This window comes from Nonomuraea sp. ATR24 (assembly GCF_041950485.1).
GTDB lineage: Bacteria > Actinomycetota > Actinomycetes > Streptosporangiales > Streptosporangiaceae > Nonomuraea > Nonomuraea ceibae.
Genome location: NZ_JBGNUU010000013.1, coordinates 68684 through 84879 on the forward strand (window position 1 = coordinate 68684; position 16196 = coordinate 84879).

At 72.4% G+C, this 16196-nt stretch carries 15 protein-coding genes and 1 pseudogene; 7 read left to right on the plus strand and 9 right to left on the minus strand.

Features of this window, described 5'->3' with window-relative positions; translation table 11 throughout:
* Positions 1 to 72 precede the first annotated feature (72 nt).
* The 5 genes from ACBI99_RS28530 (at position 73) to ACBI99_RS28550 (ending at position 4270) form a co-directional block, all read left to right on the plus strand.
* Complete coding sequence (locus ACBI99_RS28530; RefSeq protein WP_375073927.1) at positions 73 to 870, plus strand: DUF692 domain-containing protein; 798 nt, start codon at positions 73 to 75, stop codon at positions 868 to 870.
* Complete coding sequence (locus ACBI99_RS28535; RefSeq protein WP_357586282.1) at positions 867 to 1220, plus strand: hypothetical protein; 354 nt, start codon at positions 867 to 869, stop codon at positions 1218 to 1220. The genes ACBI99_RS28530 and ACBI99_RS28535 overlap by 4 nt, the downstream gene beginning before the upstream one ends.
* 199 nt (positions 1221 to 1419) lie before the next feature.
* On the plus strand, positions 1420 to 1926 hold the full coding sequence (locus ACBI99_RS28540; RefSeq protein WP_364176859.1) for a hypothetical protein: 507 nt from the start codon (positions 1420 to 1422) through the stop codon (positions 1924 to 1926).
* A 53-nt stretch (positions 1927 to 1979) separates the two neighbouring features.
* Positions 1980 to 2741: an isoprenyl transferase gene (locus ACBI99_RS28545; protein WP_049573692.1), complete on the plus strand. Its 762-nt coding sequence runs from the start codon at positions 1980 to 1982 to the stop codon at positions 2739 to 2741.
* 260 nt (positions 2742 to 3001) lie between these two features.
* Positions 3002 to 4270, plus strand: a complete 1269-nt coding sequence (locus tag ACBI99_RS28550; protein ID WP_219505104.1) for a PhoH family protein — start codon at positions 3002 to 3004, stop codon at positions 4268 to 4270.
* On the opposite strand, the gene ACBI99_RS28555 is transcribed toward ACBI99_RS28550, so the two are convergent.
* Genes ACBI99_RS28555 through ACBI99_RS28565 form a run of 3 tightly spaced genes read right to left on the minus strand, consistent with a single transcriptional unit; the run spans position 4260 to position 6867 of the window.
* Positions 4260 to 4772: a hypothetical protein gene (locus tag ACBI99_RS28555; protein ID WP_357586286.1), complete on the minus strand. Its 513-nt coding sequence runs from the start codon at positions 4770 to 4772 to the stop codon at positions 4260 to 4262. The two genes, ACBI99_RS28550 and ACBI99_RS28555, sit on opposite strands and share 11 nt — an antisense overlap.
* Positions 4769 to 6193: a HAMP domain-containing sensor histidine kinase gene (locus ACBI99_RS28560; protein ID WP_246644893.1), complete on the minus strand. Its 1425-nt coding sequence runs from the start codon at positions 6191 to 6193 to the stop codon at positions 4769 to 4771. Before ACBI99_RS28560 ends, ACBI99_RS28555 begins: the two co-directional genes overlap by 4 nt.
* The gene (locus ACBI99_RS28565; RefSeq protein WP_375073928.1) at positions 6193 to 6867 is read right to left on the minus strand and encodes a response regulator; all 675 of its coding nucleotides are present in this window, start codon (positions 6865 to 6867) and stop codon (positions 6193 to 6195) included. Before ACBI99_RS28565 ends, ACBI99_RS28560 begins: the two co-directional genes overlap by 1 nt.
* Before the next feature lie 327 nt (positions 6868 to 7194).
* Between ACBI99_RS28565 and ACBI99_RS28570 the strand changes: the two genes are divergently transcribed.
* Both ACBI99_RS28570 and ACBI99_RS28575 read left to right on the plus strand, forming a co-directional pair.
* The gene (locus ACBI99_RS28570) at positions 7195 to 7836 is read left to right on the plus strand and encodes a lytic transglycosylase domain-containing protein (protein WP_308125745.1); all 642 of its coding nucleotides are present in this window, start codon (positions 7195 to 7197) and stop codon (positions 7834 to 7836) included.
* Positions 7837 to 7906: 70 nt separating this feature from the next.
* Positions 7907 to 9904 carry a glycosyltransferase family 2 protein gene (locus ACBI99_RS28575; protein ID WP_219504987.1) on the plus strand — a complete coding sequence of 666 codons (1998 nt, stop codon included), beginning with the start codon at positions 7907 to 7909 and terminating at the stop codon, positions 9902 to 9904.
* Here the strand turns inward: ACBI99_RS28575 and ACBI99_RS28580 are convergent.
* The 6 genes and pseudogenes from ACBI99_RS28580 to ACBI99_RS28605 form a co-directional block, all read right to left on the minus strand.
* On the minus strand, positions 9889 to 11046 hold the full coding sequence (locus ACBI99_RS28580) for a tannase/feruloyl esterase family alpha/beta hydrolase (protein ID WP_357586288.1): 1158 nt from the start codon (positions 11044 to 11046) through the stop codon (positions 9889 to 9891). The two genes, ACBI99_RS28575 and ACBI99_RS28580, sit on opposite strands and share 16 nt — an antisense overlap.
* Entirely contained in the window at positions 11043 to 12041 is a 999-nt protein-coding gene (locus ACBI99_RS28585) for an alpha/beta fold hydrolase (protein ID WP_375073929.1), read from the minus strand. The genes ACBI99_RS28580 and ACBI99_RS28585 overlap by 4 nt, the downstream gene beginning before the upstream one ends.
* Positions 12038 to 13309 carry an MFS transporter gene (locus ACBI99_RS28590; RefSeq protein ID WP_219504981.1) on the minus strand — a complete coding sequence of 424 codons (1272 nt, stop codon included), beginning with the start codon at positions 13307 to 13309 and terminating at the stop codon, positions 12038 to 12040. Before ACBI99_RS28590 ends, ACBI99_RS28585 begins: the two co-directional genes overlap by 4 nt.
* Positions 13310 to 13339: 30 nt before the next feature.
* Entirely contained in the window at positions 13340 to 13534 is a 195-nt protein-coding gene (locus ACBI99_RS28595) for a helix-turn-helix domain-containing protein (protein ID WP_375073991.1), read from the minus strand.
* 374 nt (positions 13535 to 13908) lie between these two features.
* Positions 13909 to 15330 (minus strand): annotated as a pseudogene (locus ACBI99_RS28600) (GAF domain-containing protein); the annotation flags it as partial.
* A complete protein-coding gene (locus ACBI99_RS28605) occupies positions 15261 to 16007 on the minus strand; it encodes an SDR family NAD(P)-dependent oxidoreductase (protein ID WP_375073930.1) in 747 nt (248 codons plus the stop codon). The gene ACBI99_RS28605 and the pseudogene ACBI99_RS28600, both read right to left, overlap by 70 nt.
* Positions 16008 to 16196 lie beyond the last annotated feature (189 nt).

A 16196-nucleotide genomic window follows, 5' to 3' on the forward strand; every position in this document is an offset into this window, starting at 1 on the left:
GGGGTTTCCCCGGGCGGGCAGGTGGCGGTTTCATGGGCGGCGACGCCGGAACCTGACGATCGGGGAGGGTGCGTGAGGCGGCTGGGTGTGGGGATCGGCTGGCGGGCGGAGATCGACCTGACCGTCGAACGGCTGCCGGGCGTCGAGTTCGTGGAGGTCATCGCCGAGAACGTGCGCCCGGCGGCACTCCCGCACTCACTGCGGCTGCTGCGCGAACGCGGCCTGCCCGTCATCCCGCACGGCGTCAGCCTGGGCGTCGGCGGCGCCGAACCGCCCTCGCCCGCCACGCTCGCCCACCTCGCCGCCTGCGCCCAGGCCCTCGACGCGCCGCTGGTCAGCGAGCACCTGGCGTTCGTCAGGGCGGGCGGCATCGAGGCCGGCCACCTCCTGCCCGTGCCCCGCACCCGCGACGCGCTCAAGGTCGTCACCGAGAACGTCCGCCAGGCCCAGGACGCCCTCCCCGTGCCGCTCGCCCTGGAGAACGTCGCCGCCCTCTTCGGCTGGCCCGACGACGAGCTCACCGACGCCCAGTTCCTCACCGAACTCGTCGAACGCACCGGCGTACACCTGCTGATCGACGTGGCCAACCTCTACACCAACCAGGTCAACCTCGGCCTCGACGCCGCCCACGCCCTCGACACCCTGCCCCTGGAACGGCTCGCGTACGTCCACGTGGCCGGCGGGTACGAACGGGACGGCGTCTGGCACGACACCCACACCACGGCCGTCCCCGATGCCGTCCTCGACGTCCTCGCCCAGCTCCGCGCCCGCGTCGACCCGCCGGGCGTCCTGCTCGAATGGGACGACCACTACCCCAGCGACGACGCCCTGGCCGCCGAGCTCTCCCGCATCCGGGCGGCACTGGCATGACCGGCGAGCGCGACGACCTCGCCCGGGCCCAGCAACGGCTGATCGCCGCCCTGGTCACCGGCGCGCCCCCGCCCGACGGCTTCGACCCCGAACGGCTGCGCATCCAGGCGAACAGCCTCGTCGCCAAACGCCGTAGCGTCGTGGCCAGGCTCCGCCCGGACGCCGCCGCCGCCTCGGGGCCCGACCTGGCCGCCGACTTCGCCGCGTACGCCGCCTCCCGCATCACCCCGCCGCCCGGCTACCGCGCCGACGCCGACGACTTCGCCGCCTGGCTCACCAGCCAAGGCAAACTCCTCCCGCCCCCCAAGCCCCCGTGGTGGGCCCGTTTCCTCCCCCACCGCCACCGATGACCCCGGCGTGCGCGTGAGGACGGGCGGCGCCGGCTGGGCCGCAGGCGCGCCCTCCCGGCTGCCTGCGGCGGTCCTGCCAGGGGGCGGGCGTGCCCTCCCACCTGCTTGCGGCTGCGTACGCCCTGCCGGGGAAGGGGTTGGTTGGTGCTGGGTGGGAAGGGTGAGCGGGGTGGGGGGATTGCGGTGTGTGGACGGGTCGGTGCTGGATGTGACGCCCGTGGCGTGCGTGGACAGGGCGGGCAGGCCGTACGAGGTGACGCTGGCGTTGTGGCGTGACGGGCTGCCGTACGGGACGGTCGGGGAGCGGTGCGGCTGGCTGCTGGCGAGGCTGGCGGGCGGTGTGGAGGAGGCGCGGCGGGGCGAGGGGGAGGCGGGGCGGTGGCCGGATCCGGATGACCGGTTCCCGGAGGGCGGGGAGCTGTTCTCGTTCCGGTATCGGACGCGGCGGGGCGGGGCGGCGGGGGGCGAGCTGGGCTGCTGGTTGCGTACGATTCCGGTGTGGGAGCCGCGGCCGGGCGGGCGGGGCGCGTGGCGGTTGACGCGGCGGGCGTTCGTGGAGGCCTGGGGCGCCGGCGGGCAGGGGGCGCGGGCGGTGCTGACGTCGGCGGAGCTGGCGGGCTTCGTTCGTGGCCTGGTCGACGAGGCCGAGATCATCTGTTGTGAAGAACTATCGCGTTCAGGCACGGGCACGGGCGAAACGCGGTGATAATTGCCTGTTAGGTCATCCGACCTGAGGCACGCCAGCGCTGGAGGGACTCCGTGGGCCTGCGCGATCTGGTCTACCGGCTGTATGAGCGCCGGTTGGAGGCCAAGCTGTCGAAGGACAGCATTCCCCGGCACGTCGGGGTGATCATCGACGGCAATCGCCGCTGGGCGCGTGCCATGGGCATGAGCGACGTGGCCAAGGGCCACCGCAAGGGCGCGGACAAGATCTCCGAGCTGCTCGGCTGGTGCCGCGAGACGGGTGTCGAGGTCGTCACGGTCTGGATGCTGTCCAACGACAACCTGAACCGGCCCAGCGAGGAGCTGGAGCCGTTGCTGCGCATCATCGAGGACGTCACGCAGGAGCTGGTGGACCAGGGCTGGCGGATCAGCCCGGTCGGCGCGCTCGATCTGCTGCCGGATCGCACGGCTAATGTCCTAAAAACTGCGAAAGAAGCAACATCGCACCGTCCCGGCCTGATTGTGAACGTTGCAGTTGGGTATGGAGGAAGGCGTGAGATTGCCGATGCGGTGCGCTCACTCCTGCAGGAGCATGCGAGCAAGGGCGCGAGCATCGAGGACCTCTTCGAGGTGCTCGATGTCGAACATATCGCGGAGCATCTCTACACCCGCGGCCAACCCGACCCGGATCTCCTCATCCGGACCTCGGGCGAGCAGCGTCTGTCGGGCTTCATGCTGTGGCAGAGCGCTCATTCAGAGTTCTACTTCCACGAGGCATACTGGCCCGACTTCCGCAGGGTCGACTTCCTGCGGGCGCTGCGCGACTACGCTGCGAGACACCGGCGTTACGGTTCCTGACGGGACATCTGGGTATCCAGGACGTAACGTTGGAAGTGTCCGGCCGCAGGCCGGACGCTCCGGAAAGGGCCCGCCTTTGCGCCAACACTGCCGAGGGGGGCCGGAGTCCGGCGCCCCCGGTGGCATGTCGCGGTCGGGGACACGGGCCCGGTCCGATTCCCGCCTCGTCTGCAGGGCGCCCGTCCCCATGGGCGCCCGGGGGAGAACGTGTGGCAGTGTCCTCGAGCAACCCTTCGTCCAACTCGGCCAAGCGCACGTACGTGCTCGACACATCGGTCCTGCTCGCCGACCCGGCGGCCATGACCCGCTTCGCGGAGCACGACGTCGTTCTGCCGATCGTCGTCATCACTGAGCTGGAGGGGAAGCGGCACCATCCCGAGCTGGGCTACTTCGCCAGAAAGGCCCTGCGCTACCTTGACGACCTGCGGGTTCAGTACGGCCGGTTGGACGAGCCGATGCCGACCGGCGACGGCACGATCAGGGTTGAGCTCAATCACAGCGATCCGTCCATCCTGCCCGTGGGCTTCCGCCTGGGCGACAACGACACCCGCATCCTGACGGTGGCCCGTTCGCTGGCCGCCGAGGGGTGTGACGTCGTGCTCGTCTCCAAGGACCTGCCGATGCGGGTCAAGGCGGCCTCGATCGGCCTGGCCGCGGAGGAGTACCGCGCCGGTCTGGTGATCGAGTCGGGCTGGACGGGGATGGCCGAGGTCCAGGTGACCGCGGAGGACGTCGAGACGCTGTTCGACAGCGGCACGGCCGATCTCGAGGAGGCCAGGGACCTGCCGGCGCACACCGGTCTGCGGCTGCTGTCGGCGAAGGGTTCGGCCCTCGGCCGGGTCCAGCCGGACAAGTCGGTCAAGCTGGTGCGCGGCGACCGCGAGGTGTTCGGTCTGCACGGCCGGTCGGCGGAGCAGCGCATCGCGCTGGAGCTGCTGATGGACCCGGAGATCGGCATCGTGTCGCTGGGCGGCCGGGCCGGCACCGGCAAGTCGGCGCTGGCGCTCTGCGCGGGCCTGGAGGCCGTCCTGGAGCGCCGCCAGCACCGCAAGGTGGTGGTGTTCCGCCCGCTGTACGCGGTGGGCGGCCAGGAGCTGGGCTACCTGCCGGGCACCGAGGGCGAGAAGATGGGCCCGTGGGCGCAGGCGGTCTACGACACGCTGAGCGCGGTCACCACGCCCGAGGTGATCGACGAGGTGCTCGACCGGGGCATGCTGGAGGTGCTTCCGCTCACCCACATCCGCGGCCGGTCGCTGCACGACGCGTTCGTGATCGTGGACGAGGCGCAGTCGCTGGAGCGCGGCGTCCTGCTGACCGTGCTCAGCCGGGTCGGCGCCAACTCGCGCGTGGTGCTCACGCACGACATCGCCCAGCGTGACAACCTGCGCGTCGGGCGGCACGACGGCGTGGTCGCGGTGGTGGAGAAGCTCAAGGGCCATCCGCTGTTCGCGCACGTGACGCTCACGAGGTCGGAGCGCTCGCCGATCGCCGCGCTGGTGACGGAGATGCTGGAGGACATCACCCTCTAGGGCTCACCTGCTCCGGGCACTGGAGACCGCCCTCGCGCCTGGCCGGGCGGCGGTCTCCGTACGTCTGCACGATCCTGATGTCCTCGACGGAGGGGTCCTGCTGGGCCGTGCAGACGATCTGGGCCTTGCCGACCCTGGTCAGGGTTCCATCGCCGCGGATGTAGATGGTGAGCGTCGAGGTCCTGGGCAGCCTGACCTCGTCGCGCGGGACGGGGTTCAGCGAGTCCTCGATGCGTTCGAGCGTGAAGCCGCGCAGCGCCGTGTCCAGGTCGCCGAGCGGCTTGGTGGAGGCCGCGAACAGGGCGTTCAGCAGGCTGCTCACCGAGTCGGACTGGACGTCGGCGGGCTCCAGCGACAGTTCGCCGTCCTTGAGCAGGTAGATGGTCTTCGAGGGCGGCGGGATGTCGACGACGGGCGCCCGGGCCCGGTCGACCACGTCGGTGGGGGCGATGCCGCACGCCGCCGTCAGCAGCAGCAGGGCTCCGGCCAGGGTCCGTCTCATGCCAGCGGGCTCCTGTTGTGCGGGAGCCAGACGGTGAAGAGCGCGCCGGGGTGCTGGGCGCGTACGGAGATCGTGCCGCCGTGCAGGTGCACGTTGGCGCGCGCGATCGCCAGGCCCAGCCCGCTGCCCTGGCTGCGGGCGCGGCCGGAGCCCGCCTTGAAGAAGCGGTCGAAGACGTGCGGCATCGCCTCCGGCGGGATGCCCTTGCCGTGGTCGCGCACCTTCACCTCCAGGCCGTTGTCCGTGGCTCTCGCGCTGACCATCACGGGCGGTTCGCCGTGTTTGAGGGCGTTGCCGACGAGGTTGGCGACGATGACGTCGAAGCGTCTGGGGTCGAGGCTGACGAGGAGGCTGCGGGAGGAGTTCACCCGGACCTTCTCGCTCCAGCCGCGCACCTCCAGGCAGTCCTGGATCGCGTCGGCGACGTTGACCTCCTCCAGGTTGAGCGTGGCGGTGCCCGCGTCGAAGCGGCTGACCTCGATGAGGTGCTCGACGAGCTCGCGCAGCCGTTCGATCTCGCGCAGGACCAGCCGTACGGCCTCGGCGGGGGCCTGCGGGAGCCGGTTGGCCTCCTCCGAGAGCATGTCGGCCACGGCCGTCATGGCGGTCAGCGGGGTGCGCAGCTCGTGCGACACGTCGGCGACGAACCTGCGCGACATCGCCTCCAGGGAGCGCAGCTCGGACACGCTCAGCTCCAGGGCCGCCGCGGCGTCGTTGAACCGGGCGGTGAGCTCGGCCAGCTCGTCCTGCCCGCGTACGGGCAGGCGGGTGTCGAGGCGGCCCTCGCCGAGCGCCTGGGCGGCCGCGCTGAGCCGCCGTACGGGCAGCAGCACCTGCCGGGCCGACAGCAGTGCCACGATCAGCGCTATGCCCACGATGGCCGAGCCGCCCTGGGCGAGCTTGGAGCGCAGGGTGGCGAGCTGGCTCTCCTCGTCGCGCATGGGGAAGAAGACGAACGCGCGCAGCCCGGTGGCCTCGGGGCCGGCGCCGTGGTCGCGGTAGACCTCGGCGCCGACGATCAGCCACAGCTCGCCGCGCAGGAGCTGGCGCTGGGAGACGACCATCTGCTTGGCGCGGCCGTGCAGCTCGTTCGGCACGTCGGTCATGGTCATCGGGCCGTCGGCGTTCGTCAGGTTGCCGTACTCGATCACCACGCTGCGGCCGGGCCCGTCGAGCGCCTGGGTCAGGTAGCCGAGCTCGCGGGTGCTGGGCGCGGCCTCGCCGGGCCGCAGTCGGCCAATGGGGAAGGTGATCCGGCTGAGCTCTCGGGAGATGAGGTCGACGGCGGAATCCTCGGCCCGCTTGACCAGCGCCGACTTGGCCAGTTCGAAGCCGATGGTGGCGACCAGGACCGACGCGGTCACGGCGACCAGGGTGAAGGTGATGACCAGGCGCGCCCGGAACCCGGTGGGCAGCCTCATCACGGAGGGCTGAACCGGTAGCCGAACCCGCGGACGGTGTGGATGAACACCGGCTCGGCCGGCCTCGGCTCGATCTTGGCGCGGACCCGCTGCACGCAGGCGTCGACGAGCCGGGAGTCGGCCACGTGCGTGTGGTCCCAGACGGCGCGCAGCAGGTAGCGCCGGTTGAGCACCTGGCCGGGGTGGCGCACCAGCTCCAGCAGCAGCCGCAGCTCGGTGGGCGTCAGGTGGATCTCCTTGCCGGCCAGCGTGACCTTGAGCGCGCCCCGGTCGATCACGAGGTCGCCGAACGTGATGCGGTCGGAGGAGGCGGATTCGGCGCGGCGCAGGATGGCGCGGATGCGGGCGTCGAGCACGCGTGGTTCGACGGGTTTGACCACGTAGTCGTCGGCGCCGGCCTCCAGGCCGACGACCACGTCGAGGTCGTCGCCACGGGCGGTGAGGAGGATGACGGGGAGCTGGTCGAGCTTGCGGATGCGGCGGCACACCTCGACGCCGTCGATGCCGGGCAGCATGACGTCGAGAATGGCGATCTCGGGACGGCGTGACCGGATGTGGTCCAGGGCCTCCTCACCCGTCGCGTAGGAGGTGACGGAGTGCCCCTGCCGGGCCAGCGCCAGCTCCAGAGCTGTGCGGACCGAGGGGTCGTCTTCGACGAGAAGGATGCCTGCCACTCGCACATTATTCCGGCTTGTCAGGTATATCCGGGTTGTGTCATGAAACTGTGACGCGCCTCTTGCCTGATCCTTAAACCCCTGTAACAGCGTATGAATCGGCCCTCCCCTCGGTTACGGGTGCCCGAGGGGCGGGCCAAGCAGTGTGACCAAAATCACAGTTGCCGGTAACCTGCTGGTTGGCCAAGGTACGGCCAAGCGAATCCCCGGTTCCGGTTGCGCAGCACCCCCCAAGTCACGGCAAGCTCATGGATCGTGAGCCCAGGTCCCAGGTTGAGTGAGCGCCCGTCGCGCAGCGTCCCCCGCTCGGCACGCCGACGCTCGCGGGTGACCCCCAAGCGAGTCGTGATCATCGGCCTCTCCGCCGTGATCGTCTTCGGCGGCGGCGGCTTCGTCGCCTACCGCGCCATCGAGAACGCCAGCGCCCCGCCGGCCGACCCGCTCTCGCTGGAGGACCTCGGCCGGATGGCCAGCGGCGACTTCTACTCGCCCGACCCCGAGGCCGACCAGCTCAAGGAGGCCGCGCTCCAGGCCCACAGGGCCAAGAAGCTCAAGGAGGGCCGGGCGGCCAACGACGACCCGCTCGACGTCATCGAGATCAAGAAGCAGGCGCCCGGCGGCGACGGCTTCCCGCCCGCCAACTTCCCGCCCGGCAGCGACCCCTCGCCCGGCAGCAACAAGGCCACGGCCAAGGCCATGCTGTCCTCGTTCGGCTTCGGCACCGACCAGTGGGGCTGCCTGGAGAACCTCTGGCAGAAGGAGAGCGGCTGGAACGAGCGGGCGATGAACCGCTACTCCGGCGCCTACGGCATCCCCCAGTCGCTGCCCGGCAGCAAGATGGCCAGCGCCGGCGCCGACTGGCAGACCAATGCCGCCACCCAGATCAAGTGGGGCCTCGGCTACATCAAGGGCCGCTACGGCACCCCTTGCGGCGCCTGGGGGCACTCGCAGGCCAGGGGATGGTATTAACAGGTCAGCATTCCTCCTGTAATCGGCAAGCCGTCAGGCCCCGCCGTGTATGACCGCGCACGCTGGCCGCATGGGTGTGAAGGTCAGTGTGATCGTCAATGTCCACAACCCGGGGGATTCCGCCGACGCGTGCATCCGCTCCACACTGGAGCAGACGCTGCCGCCGGACGCGTATGAAGTGATCTTCGTGGACGACGGGTCCACGGACGGCATCGCCGAACGGCTCGACACCGTCGCCGCCGTGCGCCGCAACGTGCGCGTGCTGCACCTGCCGCACACGGGCTCGCCCATGCGCGGCCGCAACGTCGGCATCGCCTCCGCCCGGGGCGACTACGTCTACCTGCTCGACCAGCACGACCGGCTGGAGCGGGACGCGCTGGAGCGCATGCACGAGCGGGCCGTCGAGACCGACGCCGACGTGCTGGTGGGCCGCCTGGTGCGCGACGGCGGGCCGCCGATGACCGCCTTCGGCCGCAGCAAGGCCCGCGCCGACATCCTGCGCGACCGGCTGCTCACCCTGCTCACCCCGCACAAGCTCTACCGCCGCGCCTTCCTGGAGGAGCACGAGCTCGGCTTCGCCGTCCCCGGCGGGGCCATCGCCGAGCAGGCGTTCGCCGTCCGCTGCTACCTCCAGGCCAAGGTCATCGCCGTCCTCGCCGAACAGGTCTGCTGCCACCTCGGCGAACGCCCGCCCGCCCCCGAGGAGCCGCGCGCCGCCGTCCGCGAGCTGCGCGCCCTGCTGCGCGACATCGACGCGTACGTGGGCGAGGGCCGGCAGCGGGACCGCATGTACGCGTTCTGGTTCCGCTCGGCGGTGCTGCGGCCGTTCCTGTCGTCGGCGTTCGCCGGGTCGTCCACCGACCGGGGCGCCTACTTCCGCATGATCCAGGAGCTGGTGGCCGAACGGTTCCCGGACCGGCTCGACCGCTACCTGCCCGTCCAGCTCAGGGCCGTGGCCGCGCTGATCCGCGCCGGCCGGCTCGACCAGCTCGTCATGCTGGCCAACTCCACCCGGCGGGCCGGGCTGAGCGCCGGGCTGACCGAGGTGCGCTGGGACGCCCAGGTGCTCGTGCTCGGCCTGGAGGTCGAGGTGCTGAGCGGCGACGGCAAGCCCGAGCGCTTCCGCGTCGACGACGATCGCCTGCACTGGCGGCCGCCCAGGGCCGTCGACCCCAAGCTGCTCCCGCAGAGCGTCACCGACGTCAGCGAATCCGTCGAACGTGCCCGCATCGAGGTCTACCTGCGGCACGCCGAGTCCGGCGACGTGCACTTCCTGCCGGTGGCCTACCAGGTCGAACGGGTGCCCGACGGCCGCAAGCACGCCCGGGTGCGCATCGTCGGCGAGGCCAGGGTCGACGTGACCGCGGCCGCGCAGGGCGAGCCGCTCAGGCCCGGCCAGTGGGAGGTGCACGTGCGCATGTTCGGCGGCGCCCACCAGGCGAGGAGCCGGGTCGGGCGGCCGGAGGGCCCGCTCAACTGCCTCGGCGTGCTGGCCCAGCGGCCCAGGATGCGGCTCGTGGTGCCCTGCTGGACCGACGCGGGCGAGTTCGGCCTGGCCGTGGAGCCGCGCACGTTCACCGAGTCGATCGCGCTGGTGTCGCCGGGCGTGGAGACCAAGCTGGTCGGCGAGAGCCTGTTCGTGGTGCTGCCCGTGCCGTACCTGCCGCCGAGCGGCGGGCCGCCGCTGGAGCTGGTGCTGCGCGGCACCGGCCGCAGGCCGCGCGAGGTGTCGGCGCCCGCGCTGGCCGAGGCCGGGGTGCCCGGCAAGATCGCCGGGCAGCTCGTGGCCAAGCTGCCGATCAAGCGCAGGATGCCGGGCCGCGACGAGCTCGGGACCGGCGTGTGGCTGCCGGTGCTGCGGGGCCCGGAGGAGGAGGTCGGGCTCCGGTTCGCGCTGGAGGTGCGCAAGGGCCGGGTCACCGTGCACCCGGCCACCGCCGCCGACCCGAAGCGGCGCTCCCCGATGGGCCGCGACACCCGGCTGCACCGGCTGGGCCGGCGGCTGCCCGGCGCGCGGCACATGGTGCGGCTGGCCCGCGCGCACAAGCACCGCTACCTGCGGGACTGAACCCACGCCTCCAGCTCGGCGAACGACTCGCGGAACACCGGCAGCATCGGCGTCAGCCTGCCGGGGTGGGCGTCGACCAGGCCGTCGAGATGGTTGCCGCCCTCCACCCGGTGATAGCGGAAGGGGCGGTGCGGCCCGACCATCTCGGCGTACACGTCGGAGGAGCGCGAGATCGGCAGCAGCGAGTCGAGCGTGCCGTGAATGGTGATCAGCGGCTTGGTGATCCTGCCGGTCAGCGCGATCCTGGCCACCGCCGCGTACGGCCTGCGCTCGGCGTAGTCGTAGTCGGCCGGGGCGCCCTCGTAGGACGGGTCCAGCTCACGCTGGTAGAGCTGCTGGGTGAGCTCCCAGTAGTGCTGCCGGTGGAACGGCCACAGGAACTCCGAGCCCGCCGCGAACCCGGCCCGCCGCACGCCCTCCGGGTCCGGGTACGCCTTCAGCGCCTCCGGCAGGTAGCCGAGCAGGTTGTCGCCCTTGAGCCGCCAGAGCGTGCCCTCCCAGTCGAGGCCGCCGTCGTAGAGGTGACCGCGGTTCTCCAGCTGCCACCTGACCAGGTAGCCGCCGTTGGAGATCCCGGCCATGAACGTGCGGGCCGGCTTCCTGCCGTAGCGCTGCCTGACGACGGCCTTGGTGGCGAGCGTGAGCTGGGTGACGCGCTCGTTCCACTCGGCGATCGCGTCGCCGGGGCGGCGGCCGTCGGTGTGGAAGTCCAGGCCGGTGTTGCCCTTGTCCGTGGCGGCGAACGCGTAACCCTTGGCCAGCACCCAGTCGGAGATCGTGAAGTCGTTGGCGTACTGCTCCCGGTTGCCCGGGGTGCCGGTGACGACCAGGCCGCCGTTCCAGTCGTCGGGCAGCCGGATGACGAACTGGGAGTCGTGGTTCCAGCCGTGCGTGGCGTTGGTGGTGGAGGTGTCGGGGAAGTAGCCGTCGATCTGGACGCCGGGCACGCCGGTGGGGTTGACCGTGGCGGCCGGGTGCAGTCCGGCCCAGTCGGCGGGGTCGGTGTGGCCGCTGGCGACCGTGCCGGCGGTGGTGAGGTCGTCGAGCCGGGCGGTGACGGCGTGCTCGGCGCCCGGCACGGTCAGCCCGCCGGGGCCGCCGGGCACGAGCAGGCTCGCCACGAGCGACATGGCCACGATCATCGTGCCTCCTCGAGGTGCGCGGCCAGCAGCCGGTCGAAGTCGGCGGGCCGCTCCAGGTGCGGGCTGTGGCCGCAGTCGTCCAGCACGACCTCCCGGTAGCGGCCGTAGCGTTCCAGCACCGCCCGGGTCTGGGCGACCATCGGCTGGGCGGGCGTGCCGGGGGAGCCGGGCACCACGCCCAGCGCCCCGAGGTGGGCCAGGTCGTACAGGGAGGTGTCGGAGACGATCAGGTCGTCGGCGCCCCTGATCCACAGGATGGGCGGCCTGGGCTCGACCTGCGGCAGGCCGTCGAGCCGGAAGTGGGTGGGGGCCAGGGCGTTGAGCACGCCGTGCTTGCCGGGCGCGACGTGCGGCCAGGCCGCCGAGGTGGCCGGGTCGCCCGGGTAGTTGGCCTCGCCGACGCGGGTGGTGAGCATGGCCCGTACGTAGAAGTCCTCGTCGGGCACCGGGTGCTTGACGTAGGTGGCGCGGAAGACCGAGCGGGGCGAGGCGGGCGACTCGTCCGACAGGTCGCCGGCCTTCAGCCGGCTGACGAAGTCGGGGTTCGCGGCGCCGGCTCCGGCGCCCGCGCCGTCGGGGTGCGTGAGCGTGCCGTCGGGGCCGTGCGTGCCGCCCCAGCCGTACGGGGACACCGGGTTCACCAGCGTGACGCTCCTGACCAGGGCCGGGTGGTCGAGCAGGAGTTGCAGCACGACGCCGCCGCCCATGCTCCAGCCGACCAGGTGGAGCGCGGTCAGGCCGAGGGCTTCGGCCAGCTCCGCCAGGTCGTCGGAGAAGTCGCGGACGCCGCGCGTGGCGTCGACCGGCTCCGGGTCGCTCTCGCCGAAGCCGCGCAGGTCCACCGCGAGCGGGCGGAAGCCGCCGGGCAGCGCGGCCATGCTGTCGCGCCAGAACGCGCCGGAGGAGACGTTGCCGTGCACGAACAGTACCGGCTCGCCGGTGCGGCCCTCGACGGTCCTGACGTGCTGGGTGAGCCTCGGCGTGGTGATCTTCACGCGCGGATCCTCTCTGCCAGGTCGCGGCCCTGGGTCTCCTTGGCGGCGTAGACGGCGGCCAGGGTGAGCGCCGACGCGAGCGCCAGGTAGGCGGAGATCGGCAGGCTGCTGCCGAACTCCCGCAGGAGCTGGACCGCGATGATCGGGGCCAGCGCGCCGGCGACGATCGCCGAGAGCTGCGCGCCGATCGACACGCCGGTGTATCGCATCCTCGTCCCGAACAGCTCCGAGAAGAAGGCCGCCTGCGGGCCGTACATCATGCCGTGGAACAGCAGCCCCACCGTCACGGCCAGCGTGATCGCCAGGAAGTTGCCCGTGTCGATCAGCGGGAAGAACGCGAAGATCCACAGTCCGACGCCCGCGGCGCCCGCCAGGTAGATCGGGCGGCGGCCGAACCGGTCCGACAGCGCCCCCCACAGCGGGATCGTCACGAAGTGGATCGCCGAGGCGATCAGCACCGCGCCGAGCACGGTCGAGTTGTCCAGACCGGTCGTCTTGGCGTAGGTGATGACGAACACCGTGATCAGGTAGAAGGAGATGTTCTCCGCCATCCGGGCGCCGATCGCGATGATCACGTCCCGCCAGTGGTGCCGCAGCACGCCCACGATCGGCGGCGCCTTCTCCGGGGCGGCCTGCTGGAACACCGGCGACTCGGTGATCGTCAGCCGGATCCAGAGCCCGATCAGCACCAGCACGCCCGACAGCAGGAACGGCACCCGCCAGCCCCACGCCAGGAACGCCTCGTCCGACTGGAACGCCGCCAGCGCGGCCAGCACGCCGGTGGCCAGCAGGTTGCCGCCCGGTGCGCCCGCCTGCGGCCAGGACGCCCAGAAGCCGCGCCGCTTCGCGTCGCCGTGCTCGGAGACGATCAGCACCGCGCCGCCCCACTCGCCGCCCAGCGCGAACCCCTGCACCAGCCGCAGCCCCGTCAGCAGCAGCGGCGCCGCCGCGCCGATGCCCGTGTACGTGGGCAGGCAGCCGATCAGGAACGTGGCGACGCCCATCATGAGCAGGCTGACCACGAGCAGCGTCTTGCGGCCGACGCGGTCGCCGAAGTGGCCGAACACCAGCCCGCCGAGCGGGCGGGCGACGAAGCCGACGGCGTAGGTGAGGAACGCCAGCAGCGTCCCGGTGAGCGGATCGGACTCGGGGAAGAAGAGCTGGTTGAACACGAGTGCGGCTGCCGAGCCGTACAGGAAGAAGTCGTACCACTCGATGGTGGTGCCGATCAGGCTCGCGCCGACGATCTTCTTGATGGAAGTGGCCATGCCGTCACGCTAGGGAGTGACCCGTGTCACTCATATGGTCGCGGGCCCCACACTCTGGCTGGAGGGTGTGTGGCCGAGCCGGTGCAGCCGGAGGGCGAGCTGGATCTCCAGGGCGCGCTCCGGCTCCTGCCAGCCGTCGCCGAGCAGCTTGGCGACCCGGTCCAGCCGCTGGGTGACGGTGTTGACGTGGATGTGCATGGTCTCGGCCGTGCGTGACGGCGACATGCCGGAGCCGAAGTACGCGGCCAGGGTGGCGGCCAGCGCCGTGCCCCGGCGGGCGTCGTACTCGATGACGGGGCCGAGCGCGCCCGCCACGAAGCCGGGCACGTCCCTGCCCTCGCCGATGAGCAGCCCGACGAACCCGAGCTCGCCGGCGCTCGCGCCGTCACCGGCGCGCCCGAGCGCGACGAGCGCGTCCGCGCACCGCCGCGCCTCCCGGTAGGCCCGCGCGACCCCGACGGGGCCGGTCTCCGGGGCGGAGGCGCCCGCGGTCGCGGGGGTGCCGAGCGACGCCGACAGGTCGCCGGCGGTGCGCTGGGCCAGCGCGCCGGGGTCGCGGCCGGCAGCAGCAGCACGACCTCGCCCGGCCGCGCGGCGGCCAGCCCGTGGCGCTGGGCGGCCTGCGAGGAGGCCCAGAACGCGGCACGCTCGCGCTGCCCGTCGTGCCGGGCGACGACCACGACGTGCGGGGCGGTCAGGTCGATGCCGAGCCGCCTGGCCCGGTCGGCCAGCCCGGGGGAGCCGGGCCTGGAGATCAGGTCGTCGAGCAGCTCGCCGCGCACCCGGCCCTCGGCCTCGGCGACGCTGCGCCGGAACAGCAGCAGCAGCGCGCACACCAGCGCGGCCCGCTCCAGGATGCGCTCGTCGGCGTCGTCGCTGCGCAGCACCAGCGTGCACAGCGGCTCGCCGCCGACGTCCACCGACGCGATGCACAGGTCGCCCCGCCGCACGGTGCGGCCCAGCGCCCGCGACGCCTGCGCCGCCTCCAGCACCCCCGGGTCCACCCCGCCGGGCGCGTCCGCGTCCGGCCCGGCAGCCCGTACGGGATCGGTCAGGCCGGCGACATGGCCGGTGAGCGGGCGGCCGAGGTCGTCCAGCACGGCCAGCGAGCCGCCGAGCACGTCGGTGACGACGGCGGCCACGTCCTCGATGCCGCCGCCGCGCAGCACCAGCGACGTCATGCGGTCGTGCGCCGTGGCGGCCCGCTCCACCGCCTCCGCGTGCGCCCGCGCGGTGCGGTGCGCCTGGGAGAGCTCCTCCAGCGCGTTCCTGGTCTCCTGCAGCAGCCTGGCGTTGTCGATCGCGACGGCGGCGTGCGCGGCCAGGCTGGCCAGCAGCGACACCTCCTCCTGGTGGAACGGCCTGGCGCTGCGGTTGGCCGCCATCAGCACGCCGATCACCCGCTGGCCCAGCCGCAGCGGCACGCCCAGGATCGCGACCAGCCCCTCCTCCTGGACGGCCTCGTCGATGTCGTCCTTGTGCCGGAACCGGGCGTCGGCGAAGTAGTCGGCGGTCGAGTACGGCACCGCCGTCTGCGCCACCAGCCCGCCCAGCCCGGCCCCCATCGCCAGCCGCAGCGACCGGAACTTGGCCGAGATCGACCCGTCGGTCACCCGCATGTACGTGTCGCCGCGGTCCGGGTCGTGCAGCGTGAGGTAGGCGGTGTCGGTGGCCAGGAGCTGCCTGGCCCGGTGCACGATCGCCTCCAGCACCGCGTCGAGGTCACGCAGCGCGGCCAGGTCGCCGGCCGTGTCGTAGAGCGCCGACAGCTCGGCCTCGCGCCGGGCCCGGCGCCTGAGCAGGGCGCGCACGCGCAGCGCCTCGACCTTGGCGCGTTCGAGTTCCTCGATCGCCGCCGGGTCGGCGCCCGCGGCCCGCGCCTCTATGACCGGGCCTTCGAACTCGACCGCCGACGCCTCCCTGGCCAGCAGTTCGAGGAACCGCCTGACCACTACCGCGCCGTCCAGCCGCCGTCGACCGGCAGCGACACGCCGGTGATGAACGACCCGGCCGGCCCGCACAGGTAGGCGACCAGCTCGGCGACCTCCTCCGGCTCGATCAGCCGCTTGATCGCCGCCGGCCTGAGCATGATGTCCTCGACGACCTCGTCCGGCGCGATGCCGTGCGCGCGTGCCTGGTCGGCGATCTGGCCCTCGACCAGCCCGGTCCGCACGTACGCCGGGCACACGCAGGTGGAGGTCACCCCGTGCGGCGCCCCTTCGAGCGCCAGCGTCTTGCTGAACCCCTCCAGCGCGTGCTTCGCGGTCGTATAGGCCACCTTGTACGGCGAGGCGCGCAGCCCGTGGACCGACGAGATGTTGACGATCCGCCCCCAGCCCCGTGCGTACATGCCCGGCAGCACCCGGCGGGCGATCAGGAACGGCGCCTCCACCATCACCCGCATCATGGCGGCGAACACGTCGGGAGGGAACTCCTCGATCGGCGCCACGTGCTGGAACCCCGCGTTGTTCACCACGATGTCGACCGGCTCATCGGGGAGCGCGCCGGCGAACCCCGGCTCGGCCAGATCGGCCTGCACGGCCAGCCCGCCCACCTCGGCCGCGACCTCGCGCGCCAGGTCGCCCCGCCGGTCGACGACCAGCACCCGGGCCCCGCCCGCGGCCAGCCGCCGGGCGCACGCCGCGCCGATCCCGCCCCCGGACCCCGTCACGAGCGCAGTGCGCCCCGTCAGCTCCATGCCTTCGACCCTAGGCGGTCGCGGCTCCGGCACGCATGGGCTGGGACGACATACCTGACCGCTTCCCTATGTGGTCCGGCGCACCTGATAGCCTGTCCGCGTGATCGCGTATCCGTCCCAGTGGTGGCCCGCCTCCTAGGCGGTCCCACCAGCGCATACGCATCCCTGGCCGCCTCGACGAGGCGGCCC